Source organism: Peribacillus sp. NPDC056705, from assembly GCF_043656335.1.
Map to the genome: position 1 here is coordinate 182,948 of NZ_JBHTYI010000005.1, position 25,223 is coordinate 208,170.

The window sequence follows — 25,223 nt, forward strand, 5'->3', positions numbered from 1 at the left end:
ATTTTAAAGCTAACAGAAGTGTTAAGGAACCTTTTAAAAATAGGATGCCCAGAATCAAGGAATGCTTTACATTCCGACACTATTTTTTAAAAATGTTACCGACTGACTTCATTCGAACCCATTTTCTTCCGACTGACACTTTTCGAAATGGAATGAAAAACTTGCCAAGTTCTTAGTTTAACACAGCGGTGTTTCAGAAAACGAAAAAATAAATGAAAATGCCCAATCTTTTTTTATAATCAGGTAATCTCCATAAACAAAAACTCCCCTTTTTAAAGGAGAGTTGTGCTTTTGGTGTAATATGATAACGTTCTGTAAGCCATGTTTTGTTCCTCAGTACTGCAAGCGACTCGCGTCTCGTACTTCGGCGGTAATCATCTATCTACAGAAGCATATGCCTCTGTCCTTCTCCTCGTTCAATTCCAAGGAAGAAAGCGCCCCTACCATTAATTTGGGTTTCTCGCTCGTGGGGTTTACCTCGTTCCACCCTTTACATTTCTGTAAAGGCTACGTCACTGTGGCACTTTTATAGGTATTCATGCCATATCCAAAAGGACTTAGGCATTTTCCCAGCCGTCAGCAATCCAAGATTGCTGCCCAAGCTTATTTTTTCGCCAGGCACGAACACTACGGACATCGCAGTCCGTGCGAGCATGGACTTTCCTCTACTGCATAAATGCAGCAGCAATTACCCAAACGTTAACATAACATAATTGATTATACTCCATTACTCATGAAAAAACAATACCAAAATAATTTTTAACTTTTACAATGTAAAACCTTAGTCAAAAAGCTTGTTACCAAAAACATGCTTTTCCAAGTTTGATAACCGTTTAAGGATGTCAAAGTTAGTGGTTCCCGGAGTGGCACTAGGAGCAGCAGGTTGATTTGGACGTTTTGTACTCTCTTCGGCTTGTTTTTTCAATTTAAGATTTTCTTGTTTAAGATCTTCGATTTCCTGATGGAACACTTCATAATCTTTAATGATCAAATCAAGGAATTGATCCACATCTTCAGGTTTATAACCGCGCATGGCTGTTTTAAAATCTTTTTCAAGAATATCTTTAGCCGTTAATTTTATCTTATCGGATAGCATAAGACTTCACCTCAATACTTTCGCCAATACAATGGACTTTTTATTATTTTTTCAAATCTGCTTGGGTTTGTCAACGAAACACCTTTTTGTATGCATACTGTTTTGTGAACGTTATGTATTCCCATTAAATCTGTATCTAAATTTCATAATAATATGATTATGCTTTAGAAACAACTTTTAATCCATAATTATTTTCACTCCATCATTCTTCGGACCAGCTCGCTTCTTCCGCAGCCAGTTGTAGGTCATCAAAATTTATCTGAAAGATGGGGTATGGCTGTGTTTCGGCTTTTTTCATCGCCTCGAAATAAGGATATCGGGATGATCCTTCTTTTTCAGCCTCGAAAATGATGAGCATGGCATCGCTTTTATGGACCATATACTTGTTTTTGATTTTCAGTTGTTGTGGCCCTTCATATGGTTTATTGAATATGGACTCAACAAAATCGGCACGGGCCAATATGGATCGGTAATAGTCTTGATTCGTCTCGTTCCATGACTCTTCCTGCTTCAGGAAAGGGGTAAGCACTCCTAATTTAAGCTGAGGATATTCCTCCTGTAATTCGAACACCACTTCTGCACCCCATAGCTCCGTACCCAATTGACCTGAGATGATCACCCATTCCAGCCCATCTTCCGCCAATGGAAGGAGACGCTGCTTCATCGCTTTCTTTATATATTTTACGGCTTCATGGTCATTTTTGAATATCCCGAATTCAAAAGCCTTATAGCCGGTCATATACAAAACCTTCATAGCTTGACTAGTCTCCTTTATCATGATTATGTAAGAAAATAAGGGCTTAATAAGCCCCTTATTTTTTTAATATCCGAAATGTCCAGGCGGACAGCATGGGTTTTGCGGCGGCCTTCCACAAATCAAGTGTTGATTATAGCACTCGTTCACAACGGATTGAGTATGCGGGAAATAATGTTTAAACGTGTTCACATGTTTATTGACATTTGTAGTATGTGATGGATGAACGACAGGAATCACTGTGTTAGATACATTTGTATTGACAAATTGCTGTGTCGGAGAGACTTGCGCTGGGGCAACTTGAGATGGAAATGTTTGTGTTGGACCATATTGCGCTGGAGACACAGCCGATGGACCATATTGCGCTGGAGACACAGCCGATGGACTATAGGCTCCCATTACGTTGGACTTTTTACCGGTTGACGCTCCCATTACGTGATGGGGGTGTTTGCCGGTTGCTGCGCCCATTACGTTATGGGGGTGTTTACCGGTTGATGTGCCCATTACTCCAGGTGCGTTCCCGTATGCTCCCATTACATTGGGTTTATTTCCTCCACTATTACGAAAATACATTTATAATACGTCCCCTTTCATCATGATAAGTTTAGTCTTACCATTACAGAATATGAAAAAAAGGGGATACGTGTACTGATGAAATGACCTAATTATACAGAATAAGTATAAAACGATGTATGGCTGTCGATAAAGTACACTATTATTTATGCTATCCCTTCAAATATACTGGGTAATTTTCTATAAAAAGGAATAGAGACTGTCTTTTAAAGAAGTAAATAATACAATCGTTAAACAAAGGACAACAAAAAATAGAAATAAAGTCGTTTTATACATTTCTTCGCTCCGCTTTCACCTTGAATTTATGATGTAAAGGAATGAAATGAACGCTTCAGAATTTCACCCTCAACTCTTTCCATTTTACACATAATAGTTGAAGGCCACAATAATTGTATACATATTTTTTATTTTCAGCCTTTTGCACTAACAGAGCAATTAATTCCCCTATATTATATAGAAATACCCTTAGATTGCTCTTTCTTTTCGAGCCGATGAATCCTCTTTTCCAATTCCAACTGTTTTTTCCTTGGTAGGGTCCCTTCGCTTACCATCTCTTGAAGTGCGATTATTGAACATTTTAGAGCAAGTCCGACGTCCTTAAATTGATGTTCGTATAATTTTGCACATTCAATCTGTGCCTGTATCCTTATTTGCACATTTCCTTTTAAGGCGGCTTCCTTCCAAATTTCCAAAGCTTCATTGAATAGTTTTTGCTTCTTTTTCTGGAAGGCTAAGGCATGGCCAGCGATTATCCGTTCTTCCTCATTTCCTGCTTCCAATATTTTTTGATATGTCTCAACTGACTCCTCTTTTTTTCCCAAATAAGCGAGCCATCGTGCAATTTCCATGGACTCTTCCGTATATCCATCGATTTGGAGGATTTTTCGGGACAAATGAATATACAATGTGATCAATGATAAGATATCCAATTCATTATGCTTCATGATTCCAAACAGAATTTCCGGATTCTTCCGCTCAACAAAATCAAAATAAATCATCGGCGCCAAATATCCAGGAATATCATCCTCCCTATAAACACCTAGAATATCTGTTTCGACCGCTGATAATTTCACTCGTTCCAATTTGTTTTTCCAAAGGCGTCTTGAAGCATGATATAAATCGAAATGTCCGAATTCCGGTAGTTTCGGTACATGCTCTTTTATCAAGGTATGTCTGGTTTTTAACTGGGGCCAATCAAAAGATTTACCATTATATGTGACAAGCGTTTCGTAATTGATGTTTTCCAGAAAGCTTTGATAAAGCGGGATTTCACTTCCAGGCTGCGGAAGGATATGTTGCTTCACGACTACTTCTTCACCTTCTAAATAAGCATAGCCAAGTAAAAAAATGGTATTGCCGGCTCCCCCTCCAAGCCCTGTTGTTTCCGTATCGAAGAAAAACAGATCTTCACTTTTAACGCCCCTAGCGGATAGTGGATGCTCCAATGAAGTTTGATTCCACTCTTTTACAACCTTTTTCAGCTCGGAAAATGCATATAACCCGTGTTTGTGATTTATGGGGTAGCGGACTTCCCTAATGAAACAATAGTCACCATCGAAGTGAAAGGAAACGGTATCGTTCTCCAGCCACTTTTCATAGTAAGGAATTTCTTCATTCACTGTCCGGTCACCTTCTTCAACGGGAGAAGGATGTTTCCCTAGGTTCATATGCGTTTTCATACGGTTCAATTTATTTTTTAATGACATGAAATTACACCTCTTTTCACTTATCTCTGCGATTTATTAATGTTTTTGCTTACAAAATTGACCCAATAATTCTTTGGCATCACTCTTGGCTGTTTTCGTTGCGGATTCCGTCCCGATACAGGAAGGACAGCCGCTTTCACAAGCGCAATTTTCAATCATTGCTATTGTTTCAAGCAGAATGACTTCAGAATTTTCATATACTTTATCACTTAACCCTATGCCTCCCGGATAACTATCATAGATAAAAATGGTCGGTTTTTCATTATGTGCTGCCTTAACCTGCGGATAAACATGAATATCATGCGGATCGCACATAACATGTAGTGGAATCATGTAATTAAGAGCATGGGAGGCACCTATCATTCCTTGTTCTATCCGATTTTCGTCCCACTTAAATATATCGGGATCCATGGAAAGCATGGCTGAACTCGTGTGCAGTTCCATCTCCGGGAGACTGATTGGTCCTGAACCAATATTCTCATGAGTTTCGAATTTGATTTTTTTGAAGATCGTAGGCATCGCCCGGATTGCAACATCACCAAAAGCAGCTGCTGTGGAAGCGAAAGTTCGCTGTTTATCGACTTCCAATACAGACAACTGAACGGCAAGGTTAGCATCCGTATAATAGTCCACATTGACTTCACGTACATAAGCTTTCTTTTCATCCCAATCAAGTTCTTCCACCTGAAATTGAATTCCCTGGTGCAAATAAATGGCTTCATCGTGGAGGAGGGTCATTGCACTGAACGTATCCATTTCCCCTATGACCCGATTAACCGGTGCATTCGTTTGATCGATGATCACGACATTTTCCTGTGCCGCTGAACGCAGGCTGATATTGCTTGCTGGAAAAGCATCATTCATCCAATGCCATTTGTCCCCATTTAAGTGTAAGACCCTTTCTTCCGTAAGGAATTCAAGAACGTCCATAATCTCTGTTTCCCCGAAGGTATCGCCTTTTTTAAATGGAAGCTCATATGCTGCACATTTTACATGATCAACCAAAATCAAAAGATTATCTGGATTGATTCTTGCAGTTTCTGGATTTCTGGTAAAGAAATATTCGGGATGCTGTACGATATATTGATCAAGGGCACTGGAACTGCCGACCATGATGATCAATGCTTCACCATGCCTTCTTCCTGCTCGTCCCGCCTGCTGCCATGCACTTGATATGGATCCAGGATAACCAGTCATAATGCAAACCTGAAGCTGGCCGATATCGACGCCCAGCTCAAGTGCATTTGTGGAAACCACTCCATAAATGGAACCATCCCTGAGGCCTTGTTCAATTTCTCTGCGCTGTGTTGGCAGATATCCACCGCGATAGCCCCTGATCGATTTTGGCCCCAATTGCTTTGACACAAGTTCCTGTAAATATGTCAATAGAATTTCCACACGAACCCTGCTTCGCGCAAAAACAATCGTTTGAATTTTATTTTTCAAAAATTCATTTGCCAGTTTCCTGACTTCCAAAACCGCACTCCTCCGTATATTCAGCGGTTTATTTACTATTGGGGGATTGTAAAACACAAAATGCTTTTTCCCACTTGGGGCTCCGTTATTATCGATAAGGACCATTTGTTTTTCCGTGAGCTCTTCTGCCAATTCTTTTGGATTATTGATCGTAGCGGAAGTACAAATGAATACAGGGTCGCTTCCATAAAACTTGCAAATCCTTTTTAACCTTCTTATGACGTTGGCTGTATGACTTCCGAAAACGCCGCGGTAGATATGAAGTTCATCAATTACCACATACTTCAAGTTTTCAAACAAAGAGACCCATTTCGTATGATGGGGCAGGATTCCGGAATGGAGCATATCAGGATTGGTGATCACGATATGCCCTGCCTGGCGGATTTTTTGCCTGATATTTGAAGGTGTGTCCCCATCATATGTATAACTATTTATTTGAGCATCCATTTCATGAATCATTTCATTCAATTCGCTTTTTTGGTCATAACTCAGTGCTTTTGTCGGAAAAATATAAAGCGCCCTTGTTTTTTCATCTTCCAGTATTTTTTGAAGGACCGGCAAATTATAGCATAATGTTTTTCCAGAAGCTGTAGGTGTGACCGCTACAAGGCTATTGCCACTGACAGCAGTATCAAATGCTGTTGCCTGATGGCTATACAATCCATTTATCCCCCGTAATTCAAGAGCATGCTTAATTTTATCATTCATTGCATCGGGAAAAGGTACATGTTTTGCCTCTTTTGCTTCAATTACTTGCCAATGCACTATATTATCTTTAAAGTCTTCATTTATTTTTAAATCATTGATGACTTCTTGTAAATTTTTTCGCAGTTTCATATAACCACCTCATACGTCTATTCTACCGAATGAACGTTCTATGCAAAAGGGAAACTATTTCCTTTTCAAAAAAAAAAAGCTGGAAACGTCACTATCTCGTTTCCAGCTCGGCCTTTTTTCATTTAATCCTTCTCGACAAAGCGAATGATTTCTTCAATTAGTCTGCTTGGAGCTTCCAACATTCCCATATGGCCGCTGCCCTTAAGTAAAACTTCATTGATATGGCTCCCTTTCACAGAAAAGGTTTTATCAGCGGGAATCACCTTATCCTGTTCACCTGCAACCAATAGGACAGGCAACTTCGTATTTTTGAGAACATGATTTCTGTCTATTCTGTTCCTCATGGCATGTAAAGACCCTATCGCCCCAATTTCACTTGTTTTATATCCGATTTCCTTTATATGGGCAATATTGGGATCATCGGAATTAGCGAATAGCTTTGGTATAAGTCCGTCAATGAAAGCGGGGATTCCCTCACTTTCGATTTTCTCGACAGATTTTAAGCGCCCCGCCTTTCCTGTCCCATCGTCCGGGAAAGCGGTGGAATGTACCAATGAAAAACCAGACAATTTCCCAGGAAACCTTTCTGCGAATGCCAAGGTGACATATCCCCCAAGAGAATGACCAAACATATAGACCTGTCCGATTTCCAGTTCTTCCAAAAATGAAGCAATATCAGCAGCCATATCTTCAATCGAGAAAGATCCTCCTATTTCCTCACTTGCACCATGCCCCCGTAAATCAACGGCAATAATCCTGTATTCACCCTTTAATTCAGCAATGATGTCACTCCAATATTCATGGCTTCCGCAAAATCCATGGATAAACAACAAAGTTTCTTCACCTTTCCCGGTATCTATGTAGGAAAGCTTGCTATCTTTCATACTAATCCCTCATTTCCTTTACTAATCATTCAGTAACGTTATTCCCCATAGACCTGTATCTGAAACCCAACAGTGCATTCACATTTCTTCATTCCTCACATAGCCTATAGGCAAAGGAATTTTTTAGAAAGGAGCACCGTGATGACCTCTTCTGAAAAAAATAATAATCGGAATCGAATAGAACCCTTTTCCCATTTCATTAACAAAATGGATCGGCTGTTTTCCGAGAGGCCCCCTAAAGGCATGCTGCAATCTCTTGACGATTTCTTCGGTTCGGCGAAAGAACGCAGCTTTCCGGTTGATGTTCACGAAACGCATTCAGAATATACCGTTACTGCCACCTTGCCCGGAATTGGACGCAGCCAAATATCAATTGATGTACTGTCCCATGCCGTAACCATATCTGCAAAGCATGTAGGTAGAAAGCATAAAAATCAAGGATTGTTCCAAAAGGAAGTTACAACCGGTACTTTATCAAGAACCATTTCCTTTCCAAAGCCGATTGATGAAGCCAAAGTGACCGCGCGACATCGCGATGGCATCCTCACGCTTAACCTACCCAAGGTCAGGGGAAATCGGATTGAAATTCATTAGGCATGAATAAAAGCAGACTTTAAAAAAGTGGCTGGTCACTTATAAGTCTGCTTTTCCTTTATTCACTATTTAAGCTTTGAAGAAGCCCCCTACTCCTTTGACCATAGAAGATACTTGAGAAACAGTATTCATCATTTGTCCGGCTGTGTTCATCATCTTCGTTATATCCATGGAGCCATCTTGTGTTTTGAATTGATTCATGACCGATTTGAAACCCGATGGCTGGGGTTTTTGCATGAACTGCTGCTTAGGATATGGATTATGGGCCTGCTGCTGACTTTGCGGAGGTCTTTTAGCTGGCTGTAACGGATTGGCGAACGGACTAAAAGCTTGCGGCTGCTGATTGGAGTGGGTCGGGTACATTTGTGCCATCGGCTGCATTACACTGTTGCCCGGATAAGCACCCACAGGCATCGCCTGCTGCTGGACTTGTTGAAATGGATGATAGGCCGCCTGTTGATAAGGATCATGATATGGTGTCATATAGCCCCCTGTATCCTGTTGATGATATGGATACATAAATGATTGTTCATGATTATGATTATTTGGCGGAGGATACGGCATTGGCTGTTGGTACCCTCCCCAATATTCCGGCATTGGTTGAGGAAACTGTCCTTGATTTGGGGAGATTTGGTTAAAACCGGATCTCATCATGTCAATGAGCCCTCCTCTTTTTTCACTACATGGTTCTGATAATATATGAAAAAAGAGGGAATAAAGTGTAGGCGTTTTTATGATAAAATTCGATCGATTTCCGTTTTTACATTATTAAGGATGAATTCGACCGATTGGACGTGGCTTTTAAATCGCTTATAACTTGTTTTAGGAAAAAATGCCTGAACGGCCACATCAGAAAGGTTATGGGCGGTTTGTTCGATTTGCTCGGGGAAAAGATGCCTGAAATCGGTTTCTTTCATCCACTCCTTCATTCCTGTTTCCCATTCGATACATGCGGTCCTGACCAGGTCTGCAAACGGCTTGACCTCCGAAAAGAAATCCTTTTCCTTCCCTTCCTTGCGTACACCCTCATAAATCTCATCAGCTTTGTCTGTATATTGTATTAATTGTTCTGTTAATAGCTGCATTTTTTCTTTTTGCACATTAAATTCCTCCGTACAATTGTTTCCCTTAGTATAATCCAGTTTTTTATAAAATGATATTCCTCCGGCTTATACGGGCAATTCCTTGAAAACCTTGTGCTTTATCATTCTTTTTTCCGGGACAATGGAAAAGGAGTGGTTTGGACCTTCAGCATTTACCCAATAATCCTCGGCTTTCTCAATGGCTTCCTGGGCTTCATTAACTAATGTATATTGCTCCGCCCATAGTTTGCACCGCACTGTATTTACAGTTTCCCCATATGAAATTTCCAAACGATCCAGGCTGGTACTGATCTCAGCTATCATCCTTAATATCTCTTCTGTTGCGACACTTTTATTGACCATGCTGATCCCTCCCATTCTTTACCTGTACTATTCTTTTTTTTATCTGAAAGCCCTTCATGACTGACAAAACTAGAAGGGAATCGGCAAAGAAAGTGCAATTCACTTAATTTATTATGCCCTTCGACAACAATGGCAGAATGAAGAATGCAGTTTTAAACAAGAATACAGACAGGAGGTGATTTTATGCAGTCGAATGAAAGCAGACAGCAAAAAAACGAAAAACGACAAAAGCCGCCCACTAAAAAGGCAGGAACGGGAAACCCGAAACTTAGTGGAGAAAACCGCCCCTCTACGTGAGACATAAATACTGAACGATAAACAGGGAAGGCTTAATCTACGCCTTCCCTGTTTCCAATTATAAAATCAAATTTTTGATTATTGCAGCCATGTGCAGCTGCTTTTGTTTATCGTCATACCATTCGGTCAAATGCGGGTCTTCTTCCCATTTGGCTTCAATGAGCCATTTTTTTTTAATCCTTTTTTTCATATCCCATTGCTCTGTTTCCCCTGCCTGATGTTGAATCACTGGATATACTCCCCTCAGCATCGGGGTTTCATGGTACCTAGGCTTTTTTCGATATTGTTCATAATCATATCGGGCACCCGTTGGTTCAGTCCTGCAGGAAAATTCAAAAAAGCGCGGAAACAAATCTTCAGAAAATAAAAGGCCAGCCAACCTTTTCCCCAATTCAATCCTTTTATCTAAATTTCTAAAATGCGAAACCGACGAGCCATACAGTTCTCCATTGCAAGTAGGAAATAAAACAGTGCTGAAATGCATCCAGTCCTGCAGGAAAAATAATAGAGAATGAAAAACGAAAGATTGCTTTTTAATAACCGGTTCTTGAATGATGTTTTGTTCATTTATGATAAGCGCAGTGACTAATTTTTCACGATTTCCATGTTTCCAAAAGGAATACCATTCGTTCTTCATGAATTTGGTAATAAAAAAATAATGACATAAGTGAAACAAAGGGCGTCCATACTTCGTCGAATAATGATAGAGAAGTAATTGGGGATACGCATCTTGGAATATTCTCCAGTTGGCTTCTTCATACGTTAGGAATAAGTGTTGCCTATATTTATGGCCAAGCAAATGGGAAAACCAAATTCCTTCAAGATCACACATATTCCAGCCTGCATTCCTAGAAACCATCCCAGCTAAAAAAGACCATTGTATTTCTGGATGCATTCTAAAAAATTGTTCATATGCTTGTGTTCTTGATATATTATCCCTATTCCCTTTTGCGGTTTGGGCTCTTATGGATTGGAGCAATTGCTTTTCCGTCTTGAACATTTGCATCTATGAGTCCAGCCTTTCCATAGCGATGAATTGTGACATATAGTTGTACATAAATCCTATCGTTCTAAGAAACAATTCTTTTTATTCACATTTTGGATTCTTTTTTTGCTAATATAGAAAAGTGAAAAAAAAGGAGGGGTAAAAGTGGCATTTCATTATCCCAACGGACGAAAGTTTGTACCGCAGGCTATGGAAGAAAAGAAAAGCCCACTAAAAAAAATCAGTTACAGCAACCGGGGAAAAACATTGGAAGACGATTTGAACGAAACCAATCAGTATTATTTAGCACACGGCATTGCCGTCATCCATAAAAAACCGACACCCATTCAAATTGTCGATGTCCACTATCCGAAAAGAAGTGCTGCAGTCATTAAAGAGGCTTACTTCAAACAAGCATCGACCACCGATTACAATGGTGTTTATAAAGGAAAGTACATTGATTTTGAGGCAAAGGAAACGAAAAACAGCAGTTCGTTCCCTTTGAAGAATTTTCATGACCATCAAATTGAACATATGAAACATATCGTTCAGCATGACGGAATTGCGTTTGTCATCATCCGGTTTTCCGCAATGGAAGATATATATCTAATGAGTTCTGAACAACTGAGTTTTTATTGGAAGAGAATGAAAGAAGGCGGACGCAAATCCATCACTCTTCAAGAGGTTGAAAGCAGTTCCCGAAAGATTACTCTTGGCTTTCAACCGAGAATTGACTATATTAAAGTAGTAGATTCGCTCATCGCAGAAAATTTTTAGTTTTTTAGAAAGGCAGGTTAGCTGTAATGGCTGAAAAATATAATACTAGAGAAGAACGCCGAAAGCAGGGGCAAACTCAAAAAAAGGGACAGAACAAAGGTCCTAAGAAGCCAACCAATATGCTTAAGCGCATTTTCCTTATACTTGTTACAATCGGAATTATAGGCTTGGTTACCGGAGGAGCTGCAATGGCTTACTTTATAAGCGATGCTCCAAAACTTGATGAAAAGCTTTTGAAAGATCCGGTCACATCCAAAATTCTCGATGAAAATGGTAAATTGCTAGCTGAAGTCGGAACAGAAAACCGGGATTATGTAAATTATGAAGACATTCCCGATCTAGTCGAAAATGCTTTCCTGGCTACGGAAGATTCCCGCTTTTATGAACACCATGGGGTGGATTTCTTACGTCTGGGCAGTGCCGTCATCGCCAACGTCAAACACGGATTCGGCTCAGAGGGTGCAAGTACATTGACCCAGCAGGTTATCAAGCGTTCTTATTTAACACCTGATAAGACCATTAAGAGGAAAGTCCAGGAAATGTGGCTATCCATACAGCTTGAAAGAAAATATACAAAACAAGAAATTTTCGAAATGTATGTGAATAAGATTTTCTTTGCAAACCGTGCCAATGGGATCTTAACTGCTTCCCGAACTTATTATGGAAAAGATCTAAGCGAATTGAAATTGAACGAAGCGGCCATGCTTGTAGGTTTACCGCAAAGCCCAAGCCGTTATGACCCTTATAAACACCCTGAACGCGCGAAAGAACGCCGTGATATTGTCCTTCACTTAATGAATAAACATGGATATATCACTGAAAAGGAAATGAAAGATGCACAAAGCATCGATATAACAGAAGGACTTCAAGAAATCGATAAAAGCCAAAAAGACACGACTGCTTATGATGCATTCATCGATTTGGTCATTGAGGAAGTCGGGGATATGGGTGACTATAACGTCTTTACCGATGGTTTGGAAATCCAAACGACCATTGATAAAGATGCCCAAGAATATGTCTATAAAATGTTGAACAGTGATGAAATCATCAATTATCCAAGTAAAGATCTCCAAGCTGGAGTCACATTACTAGATACTGAAACTGGTGAAATTAAAGCAGTGGGCGGCGGCAGGAACACGACGGTTAAACGCGGCTGGAATTATGCAACGGATGCCAAGCGTTCACCAGGTTCGACCATTAAGCCAATTCTGGATTATGGTCCTGCCGTAGAATATTTAAATTGGTCCACCTACCATCAAATCAAGGATGAGGAATATACGTACAGTAATGGAACACCGCTTAAAAATGCTTCCGGACGACATTATGGTACTGTAACCACTCGTGAGGCACTGGCACGGTCATTAAATATTCCTGCTTTAAAAACGCTTCAAGCAGTAGGATTGGACCGGGCACGTGATTTTGCCACTGATCTTGGCATTCCTTTCGACAAGGAAATTACCGAATCGGCAGCATTGGGCGGCGGTAAGGATGTTTCTACACTTGAACTTGCCGGTGCATACAGTTCATTCGGAAACAACGGTATCTATAATGAACCGCATAGTGTGAAAAAGATCGTTTTACGTGATAAAACAACCATCAAAAACAAGACGGAATCAAAGCCGGTCATGAAAGATTCCACAGCTTTCATCGTGACGGACATGTTGAAAAGCGTCATGAAAGAACCTTATGGAACAGGAAGGTTAGCCAATATACCTAGTCTCCCTGTAGCCGGTAAAACGGGTTCAACCAATTTCACGCCTGAACAGCGTGCAAAGAACAACATCCCATCTTCCGGTGTAAAAGATAGCTGGATGGCGGGTTATACAACCAATTATACAGTTGCGGTTTGGGCTGGTTATGATAATGCATCTGGTGAGCAAATGGAATATCTGGGCGAATCATCTCAAAGGATCCCTAAATTCATCTTTAAGAATTTAATGGAACATATGGCTCAATCAAAAGAAACGAAAGACTTTGATCAACCTGACAGTGTTGTGAAGGTTGGAGTCATCAAAGGTTCGAATCCAGCAGTTAAAGCCAATGAATATACACCAAGCAGTAAAATCACTTATGAATATTATGTTAAAGGTCACGAGCCAACACAAGTGACGACAGAATATGAAAAAATCGACTCACCTGGCATTAACGCTTCTTACAACCAGGAAAGCAATGAAATCAATCTATCATGGTCATATCCTAAAGGTAATGGGAATACCCAATTTGAGGTTAAGATGTCCGTGGACGGCGGAGCACAGAGCGTATTAAAAAAATCGAAGGATACTAGTTTAACGATCCCTAATCCAACCCCTGGAAGTAAATATACTTTCTCAGTGGTAGCTCTAGTTGATAACCAACAAAGTGATCCTGCGAGTACATCTGTCACAATACCTGCTGAAGCGGAAGACCCTGAAGGTACTGAGGACGAGAAGATTGAAGATCCGGCCGAAGGTGAAAATCCGGAACTAGAAACTCCTGCTGAAGGTGAAGAGGATAAACAAGGCGAAGATAAAGACAAAGACAAAGATAAAGACAAAAATAACAATGGCGAAAACGGCAATAACGGCAATAGCGGCAATAATGGCAACAATGGCAACAATGATAATAATGGCAACAACACTGATGACGGAAATGGCAATAAGGGTGATGAGGACGTCGAAGGCGGGGATAATGTCACTGACCCAGGAACGGTAGAAGAGGAAAAACCAGTCGAAACCCCTGATCCTGACCCTAACCCGGACCCAGATCCAAATAAAGATACGGAATAAATATTATAAGGATTGACAAAAAAACGTCTAAGCTTTTAGCTTAGACGTTTTTTGGGCTGTTCTTATTTTTGATCATGAACTTCACATATAGTTTTTCAAATTCTCGGAACAACTCACTAAGCTGTCTATATGAATGAAAAAAAGCCGGTCTAGCAAGGATGAATGAAAGCCTTTCATCCATATTCACCGGAATATCGTTAAAGGATTCTATTTGGACCCGGAGATCATTCAATACCACTGGCTTCCCATGCATCCAGTAGACTGCGGTTAAAAATAAACCGATCCCCTTCTTCATGAGTCCCAAAGTCTGGCCCACTTTTCGCTCGGAAAATAGCAAACTGCATTCTGAATCAATTCCCTTCCATATTTCCAGAAGTTCCTTTACATGGATTGCCCCATTAGTCCAAGGAGCATACGCCTCTACATTATTATAATAAAGTAACTCATAAGGGAAAGCCTCGAATGGGATCGTTTCACTCCAACCTGCATACCGCTCTTTTTCCAAAATCGATTCCTTTTCAGGAAAAAACAAAGAATGGTCCAATTCTTTAGGAACTTTTAATGATATGGACTGCGTCAATTGGCTTCTTTCCTTTTCATTCTTTTTTTTCCTTCACGGCATAATTCGAGAAGCGGACAGGTTTCACATCTTGGTGACTGGGCCTTGCAATGATAGCGTCCAAAGAATATCAGGCGGTGATGCGTAACGGACCATTCATCCTTCGGTATCTTAGCCATCAACGTTTTCTCAACATCGAGGACACTATCCTTCCAACGGCATAATCCCAAACGCTTGGAAACACGCTCTACATGGGTATCCACAGCAATCGCTGGCACATCAAAAGCAACGGAAACGACTACATTCGCCGTCTTTCTGCCAACGCCAGGCAATTTAACTAGCTCATCACGATCTCTGGGAACTTCCTTACCGTATTCTTCGATCAGCATGTGCGACAGCTTTTGTATGTTCTTCGCCTTGTTACGAAACAAACCGATTGAGCGAATGTCATTTTCCAACTCTTCTATCGGAACGCTTATGTAATCCTCAGGCGTTTTATATTTCTGAAATAAATCCTTCGTGACTTTATTGACTAATACATCCGTACACTGAGCTGACAGGGCAACAGCAACCACCAATTCAAATGGATTGGAGTGATTCAGCTCACAATGGGCATCCGGAAACATTTCACCCATCGTATCCAGACAATATCGAATTTGAGCTTTATTCAACATATTGGTTCTCCTTCAATTTACATTACTGCTCGAGCCAGTTATAGAAAGGCACATCCTTCAACGGTTGTGCAGTCTCCGTCTTTCGGTCCCTCTTTTGGTGAGCTCTAAATTTTTGTCCTTGCTCCCTTGCTTGTTCCAAGGTTTTAATTCCATTCTTTTTCCACTCGAATAAAATTCGATCAATGTATCGGAAATTCAATTTTCCAGAAATGACAGACTCCCTCAGAGCTGACTTAATGATCTCAGGTTGATGGTCGTCTTCCATCCACATTGCCAATGTCTCACATTCAAATGGAGATAAAGGGCGGCCGAACTCCTGTTCAAATATCGTATAAAGGCTCTCCCCCGCTTTTTGGATTTCAGCAGACTCTGACTGTTTCAAAGTTTTCAAGAAACAGTCCATCATTTTTTCATAAAGTGGGGACAACGAATATTTTTCCTGTCCGATTTCTTGGCTTTCCTCAACCACCATTTCAACAAATCCCCTTTGGACTAAACGCTGGATCAAGAATAGACATTCCGTTTCCTGCAATGTCATTCGGTCAGAAAGTTGGGATGGTGCAGGGAAATGGTTACCTTTATCGATAAAGCTTTGCAATTGTAATAATAGGACCATTTCTTGTTCATTCAGTCCCATTGTACGATAGTTAGTCAACAAAAAGGATGGAATCGTTATCGTTCCTTCCTTAAACCACGCATATAAATGTTCTTTATTCATGTTTTTGGACACCTCTGATTAAGTATAACATGAATAAGGCTCTCCGAATAAGTTTATAATTTTAACAAAAAACGGTTATCTGCCAAATATGGCAGGATAACCGCTTCATCATGGAATCAAGGATATAATCGATTTAATAGACGTGGGAATGGGATGGTTTCACGGACATGCTCGACTCCACTGATCCATGCAACGGTGCGTTCTAATCCCAAACCGAAGCCTGAATGCGGTACAGAGCCGTATTTTCTTAATTCCATATACCATTTGTAAGCATCTTCGCTCAAGCCATGCTCATTGATTCTCTGTTCAAGCAATTCCTGATCATGAATCCGCTCTGAACCGCCAATTATTTCTCCATAACCTTCCGGAGCAATCAAATCGGCACAAAGAACCACTTCTTCCCTGTCAGGATCTGGCTGCATATAAAAAGGCTTGATTTTGGTTGGGTAATGAGTAATGAAAACAGGCTTATCATAACTTTCAGCTATCGCAGTTTCATGCGGAGCTCCAAAATCATCACCCCATTGAATATCATCAAATCCTTGTTCATGAAGGAACTTAATGGCTTCATCATATGTAATTCGCGGGAAAGGAGCTTGAATTTGTTCAAGCTTCGATGTATCACGGCCAAGTGTATTTAACTCAAGCTGACAGTTTTTCAATACGGATTGGATGATCGAAGAAACGAATTGCTCCTGGACCTCCAGATTTTCTTTAAATTCGATAAAAGCCATTTCCGGTTCAATCATCCAGAACTCGATTAAATGTCGTCTTGTTTTGGATTTTTCTGCCCTGAAGGTGGGACCAAAGGAAAATACCTTCCCAAGTGCCATGGCAGCCGCTTCCATATAGAGCTGACCACTCTGCGAAAGGTATGCATCCTCATCAAAGTATTTAGTCGCGAACAACTCACTCGTTCCTTCTGGTGCGCTTCCGGTTAAAATCGGGGGATCCACTTTAACGAAACCTTCTTCATTAAAGAATTCATATGTAGCACGGATTATTTCATTCCGGATTTTCATAACTGCATGCTGCCGTTTTGAACGCAGCCACAAATGGCGGTTATCCATTAAGAATTCGGGACCATGTGCTTTAGGTGTAATGGGATAATCCACTGATTCATGAATGATTTCAATATCTTTCACCTGTAACTCAAAACCGAACGGCGATCGTTCATCCTTTTGAATGACACCTGTTACATACAAGGATGACTCTTGCGAAATCGATTTCGCACGAGCGAAAATTTCTTCACCCACTTCAGCTTTCACGACCACACCTTGAATGAAACCAGAGCCATCACGGATTTGAAGGAAAGCAATTTTCCCACTGGAACGTTTGCTGGCAAGCCAGCCTCCAATGGTAACTTCTTGATCGACGAATTTGCTAGCATCTTTTATTGTAATTTTCACGGAATTTACCTCCAAAAATAGCTTAACTTACTAATGAATTTACTCTACTTATTATACCCATAGCCCTGCTTACAAGCAAATATATCAATTGAAGCGGAAGTTCCAGCCCTTTGTATCACTCTCATTATGTTTTTGCGGCGTATTCGCATGATTGCATGGTAGATTACTTCATTAATGCCCATGCTCTAATTACAGTAAAATCATCTCGGTATATGAATCGATCGACATTTCTATTATTAAACAAAGGATTGATCCCATCAACCAATGGTAATCATTTTCGCCTTTAACAAGGTTTCAAATGATGCATATAATTGAAAAGCACTTTTAGGATTTCTTATTTGGCAGGAAAGCAGCTCTTCAAGTTTTTTGATCCGATAGCGTAAACCACTCATTGAAATGCTCAATTCCTTCATGCTGGATTCAAGATTTCCACCGCATTGCAGAAATACATAAAGCGTTTTCAATAATTCATTCATTTTTGGATCTTCTTTCATCAATAAAGGACCCAGCATTTTCTCAGCTTTTTGCAGGACCGCTGGAGTACTCCCAGTATGCATTAAAATGGATAGCAGATCGACTTCTTCAAATTTGGTAATATCCCGAGCTCCTTCATTCATATTCAAGGCGGTTAAAGCTTCTTGAAAAACATCGTGAGCCCGTTCCAATTCATCACTTATTGTGCTAAGCCCCATTTTAAAATTATATCCGCTGAAAACAGTATTTAAGTAATTGATGCATTCCTTGGTTAGGAATTGAAATTCATTTCCAGGTCTCAGTGGTATAAGCAATACGATATTACCATCCCTTAATGCTGTTAAGACGACTTGATTCCGCTTCTTAAAGAAACTATATATCTCTTCGATGATTTTCTGCTGAATGAAATAGTCATTCTCTGTCCCCCGATCGGAGGAAAAGCGATAGCCCAGCACCGCAATGGTGAAAGGATGATCCAATGAAGCGGCTACATACATGCTTTTTTTGATTATTTCTTCTCTAGAAGCAAACTCTCCATTTAATATTTGTTCAAGAAATAACCCTTTTACCCTTTCAAGGGCTTCAAAACTGCTTTTCTCATTTAAGAGGAATAAGGAACCGGTCATGGACACCCTCTCAAGAATCATTCGATTGATTTCCAGGTTCGTTTTTCCTTCGACTTGATCAGATTGCACAAAGGCACAATAGCCATAAGTTTTATTTTGTAACATTATGGGAGTATAAAGCAGATCCATCCCATCTTTTACGATTCTTCCGGTTTCCAAAGTGACGGGACCATATTCCCTCATTAATTTTAGCTGATTCCTGACTTCCCTCACCTTCCCTTTGTGAAATCCAGCATGATAAACCTGATTGCCATTGAAATTCTCCATCAACAAAGGTATTTTTGTTTTCTGATAAACCATCCTCACTATGGATTGAAGGCTTCTTCCGTTAATTAACTCTTCTGTCAGCAAATTATGAATATCCATCACTTTTGACAAACTATTGCGTTCCTCCAGCAGCTTTTCATATGTTACGGCAAGCTCTTGAACAATCGGTTCGGTTTTATAATATTTCAACTCATCCTGAATCTCCATGCCCCATAAATGTATCGATTTACCTTCGTATCTACACTCTGATTGCCCTGCTCCCTTGCAGGCACTTTCCTTGAAAATCACTTCATGACCGCAGACCGTTGAATAAAATCCACTTGCATAACCCGTCAATGTATAACAGACTGGCTTTTCCGCGATGCCTGTCTGGGTGATGTGTTCCTCTGCTTCATAGGAATTCACCCAAAACCCTTCCACTTTTACAGAATGCACTTCCGCTTGACTATCCATCGATAATTCCAGATTCATAGTATTAACTTTTGTATAACCTTGCAGCATATGTAAAATGGGGCCTTGCCTCAGTATTTCCTTAACCGTTGATATATTCCCTTTTAGTGCCTTTTTAGCATCATTGACTCCGATATTCCAGCCATAACGTATTAAAAAAGACTTCATTCTTTCAAATCCAATATTCTCGATCAAGTCCTTTCTTAAGGTACCGAAAATTGAAGAGGAAGTCAGGATCATCCTCTCATCATTTAAATGAATTTCACCATCATCATTCTTAAGATTCAAAAGATTCGTCATTATTCCCCCCGGCTTTCTTTTTACATAATATTATACTTTTTCCACACCTTACCTATCAAGATAAATGTAAACGCATTCATATTATGCATTGGTTGAAAAACCGGCGGGAGTCCGATACAAACCATTCTTTTTCACGTTTTCTTAATCAGATTAATTCATTCGGGGCTGGATCAAACTTCAACATTAATGTCTTCATATGCATTTATCCACTTATCATTTGTCCAGCCATGGAGGTCATAATCGTCCATCGCCAAGTCCACAAAAGCTTTGAATTTATCCGATTGTCCATTTAAATCTGCCATTTTCATGGTTTCAAGCCTAATATTTTCATGGTTACCCGCATAATTGATTTCATATAATTCATTCCTGCCACCAAATTCCGTTCCAATGGAATCCCATATGAGTTTCATCAGTTTTACCCTTTCCACTGCCGAAACCCCACCTGAGCCCTTATAATATTTATCGAGATACGGACGGACCTCAGGGTTTAAAAAATCCTTGGAGCTTGATGGGAGTTGAATGAGATTACCAGCTACAACCTGTTCAAATATCTGTTTCACCTTTGGCCAAACCATTGGTGCGAACACCCTATATGCAGTTGCATATGTGCTATTGGGTAGAACAGTGCCATTCGGCCCTTCCATCGGATCTGTAGCCATCGCTGTCGAGATGGCCCAAAACATATTCCTGAAAGCAAGCACTTCCCCTATATTGGCTTGAACTCCTCTAAATTGATTCGTTCCTGCCATTTCTGTAGCTTTCATCAGAAGCCCAGCCATAAAGTCCAATTTCACCGCATAGCGTGTGCAGCCATGAAATGTATATCGATTCATCCACCCAGTCTTGGATCTAAACCCATTTGCGATTTCCACATTATTATAGGCGAATACATTCTCCCATGGGACGAATACATGATCAAGGACGATGACTGCGTCATTTTCGTCGAACCGGCTGGAAAGCGGGTAATCGAAAGGAGTGCCTGACTTGGCAGCCGTTTCTTCAAAAGACTGTCTGCTGATCATTTTTAATCCCGATGCATTCATCGGTACAAAGAAAATCAACGCATGGCTTCTATCTCCTTCCCCAAGATCGACAGGAGAATAATTCGCGACAAAATTATAATTCGTAAGTGCTGCAGAAGTTCCAACCATTTTGGCTCCGCTTACGATTATCCCATCATCCCGCTCTTCCACCGTACGTACAAATACCTCTTTATTTTCATGTAGCGGTTTATTCCTGTCCATTGCCGGGTTTATAATTGTATGGTTACAGAAGGGAACGTCCCTTGTGGTTTTTTCATACCATCTTTTCGCATTATCTTCAAATCCCTTATAAAAATCGCTATACGGTCCCAATGATCCTGTAAAAGCAGCTTTGTAATCAGGAGTACGCCCCATGAAACCATAGCTCAATTTTGACCATTGTGCTATCGCATCCCTTGCTTCAAGCAGCTCTGTTGCGTTCTTCGAGGCTTTGAAGAACTTATGGGTAGTATGACCTTCATCTGTCTTAGCCGTTAAAATCCGTGCAGTGACCGGCTCATGGAGAGCATCATATAGTTGGGCAATCGATCTGGCAGAATTGCGATATGCTGGGTGCGTCGTCACATCATCTACCTTATCTCCGTTCAAGAATACCGTTCTTCCATCTCGTAAACTTTCTAAATACTCTTTACCATTCATCATCGGAACATCCCCCATTCACAATCTTTCAATTTGGATTCCTAGCTTCATACTAACTAAATGTTCAAGGCATTTATCTGTTGAAACCCATACTTTTTCTAACATTTTTTGTCTGTTTATACTGAATAATCTAAATATGTTGAACTTATACAAAAAATCATATACGATATCATATATGATTGATAATAAAACAAGGGGTGAGTGTCCATGGCAAAAGCAAGAGTGAAGTTCCAAAAGTCAGATTATTCAGAAGAAATAGAGATACAGTCGAGCCGCTATATTTTAATGAACGGTGATAAGTTGGAGGTATCACAAATTAACTTGGATAACCCTATTTCAGGAACGGTATATGGAACATTATTAAACTATAAAGGGTCATTGGCAGCATTGAAGGAAAAGGTCGACCATCCTCCTTATAATGAACCTCCTAAAGGACCGATCCTTTATATTAAACCTAGAAACACGTTTTCTTCTTTTTCAAATCCAGTTCCCCTTCCAAGCGGCATACCTGAATTGGAAATCGGGGCCGCACTTGGAATAGTAATCAGTAAAACGGCCACAAGAGTCAAGAAAGAACATGCATTGGATTATATAGAAGGTTTTACGATCGCCAATGATATTAGCATTCCGCATGAGAGTGTTTTCCGTCCTGCTATCCGCCATAAAGCCCGTGATGGATTTTGCCCGATCGGTCCATGGGTCGTAACCAAGGAATTCATCTCCAACCCCGATTCTTTAGGAATTCGTGTATATATAAATGGAGAGTTAAGACAGGAAAATTCAACTGCAAATCTAATTCGCTCCATATCCCGCCTTATTGAGGATGTAACTGACTTCATGACTTTGAGTACGGGTGACGTCCTTCTAGTAGGTGTTCCAGAGAACGCACCGCTGGCAAAAGCCAATGATCATGTCAGAATAGAAATAGACGAAATCGGATATTTGGAAAATACTATCATTTCCGAGGAAAAACTATCACTGGAGGGGATTTTATGAAGAGAGCACGTGTAGCCTATGCAGGTGCCGTACATCCAGCAAGTGAATATTATGGCCAGGTCCAATTGGCGGATGGCAGGATTGTCAATGAGCAGGATGTTGTCTGGCTTCCCCCGGTGGAACCACGAACTGTCTTCGCGCTTGGCTTGAATTATGCAGACCATGCGAAGGAGCTTGCTTTTAAAGCACCGGAAGAACCCCTTGCGTTCTTAAAAGGTCCCAATACCTTTATCGGCCACCGGGGACAGACAAGACGGCCTGCTGATGCAGCTTATATGCATTATGAATGTGAACTTGCAGTCGTCATAGGTAAAAAGGCGAAGAACATAAAAAAGGAAGAAGCCTTTAAGTATGTAAGTGGATATACGATTGCAAATGATTATGCAATACGGGATTATCTGGAGAATTACTACCGACCTAACCTAAAGGTCAAAAATCGCGATACATGCACCCCCATTGGGCCCTGGCTTGTCGATGCCGAAGATATCCCAGATCCATCGAATCTTGCCATCAAAACTTACGTCAACGGAAAATTGACTCAGCAAGGCAACACGAAAGACATGATTTTCGGCATTGCTGAGTTAATTGAATATTTTAGCAGCTTCATGACATTGAGCCCAGGGGATATCATATTGACAGGTACACCTGAAGGATTGGCGGATACTGCTGTAGGCGATGAAATCATCACTGAAATTGAAGGGATCGGGAAACTCGTTAACACAATAGTCGGTGACGATATATTTACTGAAGGCGGGGATCGGCCGCATCTAAAAATCCATAATTAACGGAAGGGACTGATAACATGCCTCATATCATTATTGAATATACAGATAATATCAAAGATGAAATCCAGATTGACTGCTTATTAAGGAAGGTGAATGATGTACTGATATCCTATCCCTCCATCTTTCCAATTGGCGGCATTCGATCCCGGGCCATTGAATTGAAGCATTATCGTGTTGCCGATGGTACAGAGGATGATGCCTTTGTTCATGCCATTCTAAAAATTGGCGCTGGACGCAAAGACAGTGATAAAACCGAAGTATGTGACCAACTTTTCGAAACGATGGAAGCCCATTTGGCTTCTCTCTTTTCAAAAAGATATCTTGCCCTCTCCATGGAACTCACGGAATTCAGTGATTTTGGAACATATAAGAAGAATAATATCCATGACCGATATAATAAATGAACTAGATTTCATATTGAAAGGCCTTCCTCATCATCGGGAAGGCCTTTCAATTAAAATGTTTTGCCAATGCTACCGGGCTCAGTTGATTTCTGCAAGGTTTTCAGTACGGTTCAAGAACTCCTTGACACGGTCCACATATTCCTGTTTATCATAGCCGTTATATAAAGCGCTCGCCATACGGACCGGATCTCCAAAAAAGAATCTTTCGTATAGCGTTTGCCTGGATCCAAATGAACTCATGCATACATCCCATGCGAGACGATACAATTTCACCCTGTCATAGGCTCCACCATTCGCGGCTTGAAGATATTTATCCAAATCCGGTCGAAGCTCCGAATTGAAATCTGCTTCATTTGGTATCGCCATTAAGCCGCTAGCTCCAAGAAGCTGCATGATTTCACTGAATCTAGGGTAAATCTTCGGGTAATAATTACGGGCTATATTTAACGGTGTAAAATCGGGTGTCATCATTCCCCACTTATCCACTTTCGCGTTTGCCTCCGATGCTGTAATGAAAGCCTTTACCGTTTCAAGCGCTATGATGACTTCCGAAATCTTTTCCTGAACATGCTGGTATTGACCGATATTGATGGTTTCCGCCATTAGTTGCAAAATCCCCAGAATGAACTCGGTTTTGGCGATATTTTTCGCTACCACCTGATGGGTCATATGAACAACTGCATTACTTTCATTATAAGCCTGGTTGCAAATGCCGACATCCCCATATGCAAATACACGATTCCAAGGAACGACTACATCATCAAAAACGATAATCGTATCCATTTCCTCAAATCTTGAACCAAGAGGATGGTCAAAATGTGATTTGCCATAGTCGAATGATTCACGACAGATGAATTTCAACCCTGGTGTATTATTTGGAATGGAGAATGCGAATGCATAAGGGTTTTCCTCTTCCGATTGTTTAAGCAATGTTGAAGGGAAAACCATGATTTCATCCGTTATTCCACCTTGTGTAGCTAATAACCTGGCTCCCTTTATAATAAGCCCTTCTGAATTCTTGCCAGCAATCCTTGCAGCGATGTAAGGGTCCGGAAGCTTTGCGGCACTAACTCCCCTATTAACCTGGGGTTGAATCAGGGTATGTGTCAACGACAAATCCTTTTCCCTGCAGAGTTCATAATAATCTTTCATATTTTTAGCAAATGCCGAATCCTGAGTGCCGAACATATCAGCTGCAGTGCCGTACGCCATCATCCCACTGTTGATATAGTCAGGGGAACGTCCCATCATTCCATTATTATGCCTTGCCCATTCTTGAATCATTTTCCTCCTTTTTTCAAGGTCTCCCTTTGTCCGCGGCTGCATGAATGAGGTCCCTACTCTTTCGTTTGAAGTTGGTGATATATAAGTCATGATGTCAGTTTTCGAGGAATCATGCTGCAAATCATATAATTCGGCCTGTGATTTCATGACCCCTTTAAAAGCTGGGTGTTGACTGATCTTATCTTTTACTTGCTCTCCATTGATCCATACATTCGCCTTTGCTTTATCCACCCTATCGATATACTCTTTACCTGTTTTAGCTGGCATTCTTACATCCCCCTTTAGCATCAATATAAATGAAGCGCTTACAATTAAATAAATTCCAAAAATTGAATTAATTCCTATAACAAAATATACCATGTGTTAAGATATATATATAATACTTAAAAAATTCAATATGTATATG

The 25,223-nt window shown here is 40.5% G+C and carries 23 protein-coding genes and 1 other RNA gene; 6 read left to right on the plus strand and 18 right to left on the minus strand.

The features are described 5' to 3' along the window. Nucleotides 1–310 precede the first annotated feature (310 nt). The 7 genes from rnpB to ACFRAK_RS09365 form a co-directional block, all read right to left on the minus strand. Nucleotides 311–700, minus strand: an RNA gene (gene rnpB / locus ACFRAK_RS09335) — RNase P RNA component class B. A gap of 81 nt (nucleotides 701–781) precedes the next feature. Next, the gene (gene gpsB, locus ACFRAK_RS09340; protein WP_192205295.1) at nucleotides 782–1,096 is read right to left on the minus strand and encodes a cell division regulator GpsB; all 315 of its coding nucleotides are present in this window, start codon (nucleotides 1,094–1,096) and stop codon (nucleotides 782–784) included. A gap of 202 nt (nucleotides 1,097–1,298) precedes the next feature. Then, the gene (locus ACFRAK_RS09345; RefSeq protein ID WP_387597511.1) at nucleotides 1,299–1,850 is read right to left on the minus strand and encodes an SLOG family protein; all 552 of its coding nucleotides are present in this window, start codon (nucleotides 1,848–1,850) and stop codon (nucleotides 1,299–1,301) included. Between the two features lie 66 nt (nucleotides 1,851–1,916). After that, a complete protein-coding gene (locus ACFRAK_RS09350) occupies nucleotides 1,917–2,423 on the minus strand; it encodes a CotD family spore coat protein (protein WP_387597514.1) in 507 nt (168 codons plus the stop codon). A 449-nt stretch (nucleotides 2,424–2,872) separates the two neighbouring features. Next, nucleotides 2,873–4,129, minus strand: a complete 1,257-nt coding sequence (locus ACFRAK_RS09355) for a ribonuclease H-like domain-containing protein (protein ID WP_394571660.1) — start codon at nucleotides 4,127–4,129, stop codon at nucleotides 2,873–2,875. Nucleotides 4,130–4,165: 36 nt separating this feature from the next. Beyond that, the gene (locus tag ACFRAK_RS09360) at nucleotides 4,166–6,442 is read right to left on the minus strand and encodes a DEAD/DEAH box helicase (protein ID WP_394571661.1); all 2,277 of its coding nucleotides are present in this window, start codon (nucleotides 6,440–6,442) and stop codon (nucleotides 4,166–4,168) included. A 122-nt stretch (nucleotides 6,443–6,564) separates the two neighbouring features. Next, nucleotides 6,565–7,326, minus strand: coding sequence for an alpha/beta fold hydrolase (locus tag ACFRAK_RS09365; RefSeq protein WP_394571662.1), 762 nt, complete (start codon nucleotides 7,324–7,326; stop codon nucleotides 6,565–6,567). 141 nt (nucleotides 7,327–7,467) lie between these two features. Between ACFRAK_RS09365 and ACFRAK_RS09370 the strand changes: the two genes are divergently transcribed. Next, nucleotides 7,468–7,920 (plus strand): Hsp20/alpha crystallin family protein, encoded by a 453-nt coding sequence (locus ACFRAK_RS09370; RefSeq protein ID WP_387597524.1) that lies wholly within the window; start codon nucleotides 7,468–7,470, stop codon nucleotides 7,918–7,920. Nucleotides 7,921–7,989: 69 nt separating this feature from the next. Here ACFRAK_RS09370 and ACFRAK_RS09375 read toward each other — a convergent pair whose 3' ends face one another. From ACFRAK_RS09375 to ACFRAK_RS09390, 4 genes are all read right to left on the minus strand, one after another. Beyond that, complete coding sequence (locus ACFRAK_RS09375) at nucleotides 7,990–8,574, minus strand: YppG family protein (protein ID WP_387707074.1); 585 nt, start codon at nucleotides 8,572–8,574, stop codon at nucleotides 7,990–7,992. 77 nt (nucleotides 8,575–8,651) lie between these two features. Further along, a complete protein-coding gene (locus ACFRAK_RS09380; RefSeq protein WP_192205301.1) occupies nucleotides 8,652–9,020 on the minus strand; it encodes a YppE family protein in 369 nt (122 codons plus the stop codon). A gap of 69 nt (nucleotides 9,021–9,089) precedes the next feature. Further along, nucleotides 9,090–9,365, minus strand: coding sequence for a hypothetical protein (locus tag ACFRAK_RS09385; protein ID WP_260285968.1), 276 nt, complete (start codon nucleotides 9,363–9,365; stop codon nucleotides 9,090–9,092). A 355-nt stretch (nucleotides 9,366–9,720) separates the two neighbouring features. Further along, a complete protein-coding gene (locus ACFRAK_RS09390) occupies nucleotides 9,721–10,668 on the minus strand; it encodes a DUF2515 family protein (protein WP_387707071.1) in 948 nt (315 codons plus the stop codon). A 144-nt stretch (nucleotides 10,669–10,812) separates the two neighbouring features. On the opposite strand from ACFRAK_RS09390, the gene recU reads away from it, so the two are divergent. Together recU and ACFRAK_RS09400 are read left to right on the plus strand one after the other, a co-directional pair. Continuing rightward, nucleotides 10,813–11,424 carry a Holliday junction resolvase RecU gene (recU, locus tag ACFRAK_RS09395; protein WP_076365738.1) on the plus strand — a complete coding sequence of 204 codons (612 nt, stop codon included), beginning with the start codon at nucleotides 10,813–10,815 and terminating at the stop codon, nucleotides 11,422–11,424. A gap of 26 nt (nucleotides 11,425–11,450) precedes the next feature. Next, nucleotides 11,451–14,189 (plus strand): PBP1A family penicillin-binding protein, encoded by a 2,739-nt coding sequence (locus ACFRAK_RS09400; RefSeq protein ID WP_394571663.1) that lies wholly within the window; start codon nucleotides 11,451–11,453, stop codon nucleotides 14,187–14,189. Nucleotides 14,190–14,229: 40 nt separating this feature from the next. On the opposite strand, the gene ACFRAK_RS09405 is transcribed toward ACFRAK_RS09400, so the two are convergent. The 6 genes from ACFRAK_RS09405 to ACFRAK_RS09430 all read right to left on the minus strand — a co-directional run bounded on the left by ACFRAK_RS09405 (nucleotide 14,230) and on the right by ACFRAK_RS09430 (nucleotide 21,351). Continuing rightward, entirely contained in the window at nucleotides 14,230–14,769 is a 540-nt protein-coding gene (locus ACFRAK_RS09405; protein WP_394571664.1) for a YpoC family protein, read from the minus strand. Continuing rightward, nucleotides 14,766–15,422: an endonuclease III gene (gene nth, locus ACFRAK_RS09410; RefSeq protein WP_076365732.1), complete on the minus strand. Its 657-nt coding sequence runs from the start codon at nucleotides 15,420–15,422 to the stop codon at nucleotides 14,766–14,768. The genes ACFRAK_RS09405 and nth overlap by 4 nt, the downstream gene beginning before the upstream one ends. Before the next feature lie 22 nt (nucleotides 15,423–15,444). After that, nucleotides 15,445–16,140, minus strand: coding sequence for a DnaD domain-containing protein (locus ACFRAK_RS09415; protein ID WP_192205307.1), 696 nt, complete (start codon nucleotides 16,138–16,140; stop codon nucleotides 15,445–15,447). Nucleotides 16,141–16,256: 116 nt separating this feature from the next. Next, entirely contained in the window at nucleotides 16,257–17,549 is a 1,293-nt protein-coding gene (asnS, locus tag ACFRAK_RS09420) for an asparagine--tRNA ligase (protein ID WP_260285978.1), read from the minus strand. A gap of 257 nt (nucleotides 17,550–17,806) precedes the next feature. Beyond that, nucleotides 17,807–19,666, minus strand: a complete 1,860-nt coding sequence (locus ACFRAK_RS09425) for a XylR N-terminal domain-containing protein (RefSeq protein WP_394571665.1) — start codon at nucleotides 19,664–19,666, stop codon at nucleotides 17,807–17,809. 170 nt (nucleotides 19,667–19,836) lie between these two features. After that, nucleotides 19,837–21,351: a 4-hydroxyphenylacetate 3-hydroxylase family protein gene (locus ACFRAK_RS09430; protein WP_387597542.1), complete on the minus strand. Its 1,515-nt coding sequence runs from the start codon at nucleotides 21,349–21,351 to the stop codon at nucleotides 19,837–19,839. A 204-nt stretch (nucleotides 21,352–21,555) separates the two neighbouring features. Here ACFRAK_RS09430 and ACFRAK_RS09435 point away from each other — a divergent pair, with 204 nt between their 5' ends. Genes ACFRAK_RS09435 through ACFRAK_RS09445 form a run of 3 tightly spaced genes read left to right on the plus strand, consistent with a single transcriptional unit; the run spans nucleotide 21,556 to nucleotide 23,533 of the window. Then, complete coding sequence (locus ACFRAK_RS09435; RefSeq protein WP_394571666.1) at nucleotides 21,556–22,344, plus strand: fumarylacetoacetate hydrolase family protein; 789 nt, start codon at nucleotides 21,556–21,558, stop codon at nucleotides 22,342–22,344. Beyond that, the gene (locus ACFRAK_RS09440) at nucleotides 22,341–23,129 is read left to right on the plus strand and encodes a fumarylacetoacetate hydrolase family protein (protein ID WP_387597548.1); all 789 of its coding nucleotides are present in this window, start codon (nucleotides 22,341–22,343) and stop codon (nucleotides 23,127–23,129) included. The genes ACFRAK_RS09435 and ACFRAK_RS09440 overlap by 4 nt, the downstream gene beginning before the upstream one ends. 17 nt (nucleotides 23,130–23,146) lie before the next feature. Next, a complete protein-coding gene (locus ACFRAK_RS09445) occupies nucleotides 23,147–23,533 on the plus strand; it encodes a 5-carboxymethyl-2-hydroxymuconate Delta-isomerase (RefSeq protein WP_387597551.1) in 387 nt (128 codons plus the stop codon). A gap of 78 nt (nucleotides 23,534–23,611) precedes the next feature. Here ACFRAK_RS09445 and hpaB read toward each other — a convergent pair whose 3' ends face one another. Next, complete coding sequence (gene hpaB, locus ACFRAK_RS09450; RefSeq protein ID WP_387597554.1) at nucleotides 23,612–25,084, minus strand: 4-hydroxyphenylacetate 3-monooxygenase, oxygenase component; 1,473 nt, start codon at nucleotides 25,082–25,084, stop codon at nucleotides 23,612–23,614. Nucleotides 25,085–25,223 lie beyond the last annotated feature (139 nt).

Coding starts and splice junctions, on each gene's coding strand:
- ACFRAK_RS09345 (WP_387597511.1), bottom strand. CDS start 1,850: ATGAAGGTTTTGTATATGACCGGCTATAAGGCTTTTGAATTCGGGATA.
- ACFRAK_RS09425 (WP_394571665.1), bottom strand. CDS start 19,666: ATGACGAATCTTTTGAATCTTAAGAATGATGATGGTGAAATTCATTTA.
- ACFRAK_RS09355 (WP_394571660.1), bottom strand. CDS start 4,129: ATGTCATTAAAAAATAAATTGAACCGTATGAAAACGCATATGAACCTA.
- ACFRAK_RS09445 (WP_387597551.1), top strand. CDS start 23,147: ATGCCTCATATCATTATTGAATATACAGATAATATCAAAGATGAAATC.
- ACFRAK_RS09375 (WP_387707074.1), bottom strand. CDS start 8,574: ATGATGAGATCCGGTTTTAACCAAATCTCCCCAAATCAAGGACAGTTT.
- ACFRAK_RS09390 (WP_387707071.1), bottom strand. CDS start 10,668: ATGCAAATGTTCAAGACGGAAAAGCAATTGCTCCAATCCATAAGAGCC.
- ACFRAK_RS09440 (WP_387597548.1), top strand. CDS start 22,341: ATGAAGAGAGCACGTGTAGCCTATGCAGGTGCCGTACATCCAGCAAGT.
- ACFRAK_RS09400 (WP_394571663.1), top strand. CDS start 11,451: ATGGCTGAAAAATATAATACTAGAGAAGAACGCCGAAAGCAGGGGCAA.
- ACFRAK_RS09385 (WP_260285968.1), bottom strand. CDS start 9,365: ATGGTCAATAAAAGTGTCGCAACAGAAGAGATATTAAGGATGATAGCT.
- ACFRAK_RS09415 (WP_192205307.1), bottom strand. CDS start 16,140: ATGAATAAAGAACATTTATATGCGTGGTTTAAGGAAGGAACGATAACG.
- ACFRAK_RS09350 (WP_387597514.1), bottom strand. CDS start 2,423: ATGTATTTTCGTAATAGTGGAGGAAATAAACCCAATGTAATGGGAGCA.
- ACFRAK_RS09435 (WP_394571666.1), top strand. CDS start 21,556: ATGGCAAAAGCAAGAGTGAAGTTCCAAAAGTCAGATTATTCAGAAGAA.
- ACFRAK_RS09360 (WP_394571661.1), bottom strand. CDS start 6,442: ATGAAACTGCGAAAAAATTTACAAGAAGTCATCAATGATTTAAAAATA.
- ACFRAK_RS09365 (WP_394571662.1), bottom strand. CDS start 7,326: ATGAAAGATAGCAAGCTTTCCTACATAGATACCGGGAAAGGTGAAGAA.
- hpaB (WP_387597554.1), bottom strand. CDS start 25,084: ATGCCAGCTAAAACAGGTAAAGAGTATATCGATAGGGTGGATAAAGCA.
- ACFRAK_RS09370 (WP_387597524.1), top strand. CDS start 7,468: ATGACCTCTTCTGAAAAAAATAATAATCGGAATCGAATAGAACCCTTT.
- gpsB (WP_192205295.1), bottom strand. CDS start 1,096: ATGCTATCCGATAAGATAAAATTAACGGCTAAAGATATTCTTGAAAAA.
- ACFRAK_RS09430 (WP_387597542.1), bottom strand. CDS start 21,351: ATGATGAATGGTAAAGAGTATTTAGAAAGTTTACGAGATGGAAGAACG.
- nth (WP_076365732.1), bottom strand. CDS start 15,422: ATGTTGAATAAAGCTCAAATTCGATATTGTCTGGATACGATGGGTGAA.